This window comes from Shewanella sp. (assembly GCF_051658185.1).
Taxonomy (GTDB): domain Bacteria; phylum Pseudomonadota; class Gammaproteobacteria; order Enterobacterales; family Shewanellaceae; genus Shewanella.
Window position 1 is genome coordinate 1 of record NZ_JBOFMC010000261.1, and the last position, 4,173, is coordinate 4,173.

The 4,173-nt window shown below is 53.8% G+C and carries 1 protein-coding gene and 1 pseudogene; both read right to left on the reverse strand.

What is annotated here, in order from left to right; all coding sequences use genetic code 11:
- Positions 1-3,019, reverse strand: a 3,019-nt coding sequence (gene recB, locus ACRCZA_RS10095; protein WP_438674312.1) for an exodeoxyribonuclease V subunit beta, incomplete at its 3' end; no start/stop codon positions are given.
- Positions 3,016-4,173 (reverse strand): annotated as a pseudogene (locus tag ACRCZA_RS10100) (exodeoxyribonuclease V subunit gamma); the annotation flags it as partial. The gene recB and the pseudogene ACRCZA_RS10100, both read right to left, overlap by 4 nt.

The following is a 4,173-nucleotide window of genomic DNA, read 5'->3' on the forward strand; positions in this document are numbered from 1 at the left end:
ACTCGTCAATCATTAAGTCGGGAAGGTTAACGTCGTGGGCACTTAGCTCATAGGACGTTTGCCGACTCTCGACTGTGGGATGAGGTGGATCCATCCCCTCTGCAGCGGGCCCTTGGGCCTCATCATCGGCGCCGGGGCGGGTTTTGCCGTGGGGCGAGTTTTTCACTAAACCGGAATAGCTGCCGACCCGCCAGGGCGTCATATATGGTCGCTGAGCAGTTCTTGGGCTAAAGGAGCCTTGTGCCGCCTGAGGCGCCACGAGTGTACGCTCGTCAAGTTGCTCGGGCACAAGGGTGACATCAATGGCCTCAATGCCTTGAGTTAATGCTGCCGCGGCTTGGCATAGGCGGCTAAAGTCACAATTCTCGTCGGTAATGCCTAGCAGATAGCCGATAGCGGTTTCGTGGAGCTGACTTTTAATGCCGTTTTTAAGCTGGCGACTGTGATTGGCTATCGATAAATAACAGCGATAAATGGGACGGGTGAGCGCCACATACAATAGCCGCAGATCCTCGGCTAAGGTTTCTTGTTTGGCTTGCTCCCAGCCTTCGTCAGTGCCTTCGATATCCCATATCAGCGCTTGCCGGCCTTGGGCATCGGTTTGGTGGTACAACATCGGTGCAGGACGGCGGCGGTTATCCCTCGCAAGGCTGATAAAGGGGATAAAGCATACGGGATATTCGAGGCCTTTACTCTTATGGATAGTGACTATCTGCACTAAATTCTGTTCACTCTCTAGCCGCAACTGCTGCTCATCCGTCCCTGTATTATCAATGAGTTGCTGCTCATACCAATTGACTAAGGCGCTCATGCCATCCAGCTCGGTGGATTTTTGCTGTAAAAGTTCGGCAAGGTGACGAAAATCCGTGAGCCGGCGCTCGCCGTCAGTATTTTCTCCCCCCGCGCTGTCAGCTCCACGTGCTAAGAGCCGCTCAATGAGGCGCGTGCTATTGGCCAGACTCATTAGGGCGGGCATGATGCCGCGCTGTTGCCAGAGTTGGTGCAGGTTAAAAAACAATTCTAATAGTTGCTGACGCTGTTCTTCATCCTGATTAAAAGCATGTATTTGCTCAGCATTATAGCCAAGTAAGGCACAGGCAAGGGCGCTGCGTAGGGCGCGCTCATCCTTGGGATCGGCAAGGGAGCGCAGTATGAGTGCCATTTCTTTGGCTTCCCTTGTGTGAAAAACGCTGTCGCGACTTAAAAATACCGCGCCAATGTGGCGATCAGTTAAGGCCTTTTTCATCACGGCCGCTTCATTGCGATCCCGCACCAAAATGGCGATATCCTTAGCCGCTAAGGGCCCTTTGGGGCTTTGGCAGTCGCCTGCGGCGGCATCTTGCAGCAGCTGGGTGATTTGCGCGGCGGCATCTGCTGCTAATCGCTGCCTTGCTAAGGTTTTATTGAGACCTTGTGGGGTTTCGCTGAGTAGGCGTAAGCGCAGCGCTGCGCTGCTGGCGTGTTTTCCGGTTAAGACTTTGTCCGTGGCGGCCTTAGGGGTCTTGACCGCCTCAAAGGGAATGGCATCGCTCATAAATGCGCGCGGATGCTGGCTAAACAAATGGTTCACCCCGGCGACCATGTTGGCACCCGAGCGATAGTTCGTATCTAAATGATATTGCTCGGCAGTGGCGCTGCGGGCATCGATATAAGTGTGGATATCGGCGCCGCGAAAGGCATAAATCGCTTGCTTAGGATCGCCAATCATCAAGAGTCCTAAGGGAGCGCTTGCCGAGGGGCTTGCCGTCTGTGGGGGACGGCATTGATAAATCGTTGAGAAAATCTCAAATTGCAGCGGATCGGTGTCTTGGAATTCATCAATCAGCGCCACCGGAAAGCGGCTGGCGATAGCCTTGGGCAACCGCTCTGGCTGGGCCTTTAATGCTGCCGCGAGGGTGGTGAGCAAATCATCGGGGGTGAGCACATTGTGTTGGCGTTTTTGCTCGGCAAAGCGTCTGGAAATCCCCGCTTTTGCGCTGGCTAAAAACGCGCCTTTACTCCGGCCAATGAGCGTGGCGAGCTGCTCGATATGATCAAGTAACGGCGCTTCGCTTACGCTTGGGAGGATCCCGCCCTTATTCAGTTTTAAACTCGACAGGGATAACGCCTCGAGCACTTTTAGCGGCGGTAAACCGTAACCTTTGGCCAGCCAGTTATCGAGGCTTGCAAACATTTCCACCAATTTGGGGTACTTTTCTGCCGCTTTGCCAAAACGGGTGCCATTCAGGGGCAGGCCTTGGAGCAATGCGAGCATGTCATCACGGCCCGCAGGCCAGGCCAATGCAAAGCGCTTTAAGCTGTGCTCTAGGGCGTTGGCAATGCTGGCAAAGTTGCCTGTGGGCGTGAGGGGCGCTGCTTGGCTCGCCCCGATCAGTGGTCGCAGCTGCTTGAGCAAGGTATCCGGCTCGCCAAATTCCTTGGCAATCATTTCGGCTAAATAATCGGGCAGGGGATAACAGGTTTCCCGCCAAAAATCGCGCACGGCATGATGTAAAAATTCGCTGTCATCTAAGGTAAAGTCCGATTCAAACAGCAGCGACGATTCAAAGGCCAGATCCGCTAAAATTCGCTGACAAAAGCCATGGATAGTAAAAATGGCGGCCTCATCAAGGGATTTAAGCGCCAAGTCAAACCGCCTAAGGGCCAGTGGCCGCAGCGCCTCGGGCGTTTGTTGGTACAGGGCTTCGACAAAGGGATCGTCAACCTTCAGGCCTAAAAACCGCTTAAAGGCGACTTGGATCCGCCGGCGAATTCTATCCCTTAGCTCTTCGGTGGCGGCATTGGTAAAGGTCACCACTAAAATTTGCTCGCACAAGAGCGCGCTTTGGGCCAATTGGGGGGAATTTAAGCTATCGGCATTGGGTTGCTCACCAAGGAGTAACCGCAGATAGAGCCCGGAGATCGTATAGGTTTTACCTGTGCCCGCGCTGGCTTCAATCAAGCGGCTGCCAGCAAAGGGCAGAGTGAGCGGATCGAGGGGCTGCGTTTTATGGGAGTCCAAGCCTTGGGAATGGATCATACTGCGGCTCCTTTATCATCGCTGCGGCGTGTGTGGCTGTCATCTTGGTTAGCCGCGGGGTGTTGGCTTTGACTCATGTTAAAGCTGTCGCTCAAGTTAAAGCTGTCGTTTAGGACAAACTCCTCCAGCTCTGCTAGCGTTCCCTTGTGATATAGGCTGACTAGCGGCGTTAAAATCCGTTCGGCTAATGCGCCAAAATCTGCTTGGCTAAAATCGTCGGGGAATTGAAATAGCCGTTGATAGTGTGGCTCTGTGCCTTCACCCATTTCCCCCTGCTCATCTAGCCATTCGCTTTGGGCGGCGGCAAGTTTTTCCCCATGGTCGCCCTCGGCCGTCACATAGGCAAGGGAAGTCCGTGGCATAAAACATAATGGCTGTTGTTGCCCTTCAAAGAACAATTGCAGTAAATCCGCGAGTAAGGCCTTGGCCTGTTCGGGCATGATGGGGGCAAGAGCATGAAAATGGCCCATATCTAACAAGTAGCTGCTCTGGGGCTGGCCCGTGGCCATGAGGCATAAATGGCGCAGATAGAGCCGCAGTAAATCGCGGCCGTGAGCGCTGCCGGGGCGGTAATTGACTAGGCCCTTGGGACTGAGATCATCAATTCTGCCGCTCAGTAGGATCCGATGGCCTTGGCCTAGGGGATGGGCAAGCTGCTCAAAGCTTAAGTGGATATCCCGATGGCCACTGGCGGCCTCGCCCTTGAGGAATAAGGTGCGGCCAATTAATGGCGCAATATCCTGCTGATATTGACGCAGCAGAAGATCATCAAAGGGTTGCATCGGTAAATTGCCGCGGGCTTTGAGGCGGGCGATAAAGTCGCTATCAGTGGTGACGCTCCCTTGGGCAATATTGTGTGCTAACAATTGACTCTGTAGCTGGTAGCGCTCTAGGGCATCTAAGCCAAAGGGCTCATCGTTATCATCGGCTTGGATCCGTAAGGTGAAATCCACTTTGAGGCTACGATTAAAAAAGTACTTGGCCGGATGGCTAAAAAAGCGAATAAACGCCGAAACATCCACCAGGCGGTTCTCGCGCTCATCGGTATTGGCATCGTCCCAAAAGCGAATTTGGCAGGCCTTATCCATAAAGCGCAGGCTTGGCGATGCCGTGGTTAAGGTTGGCGGGCACCATTGTTTGCTAAAGCTTTGTTT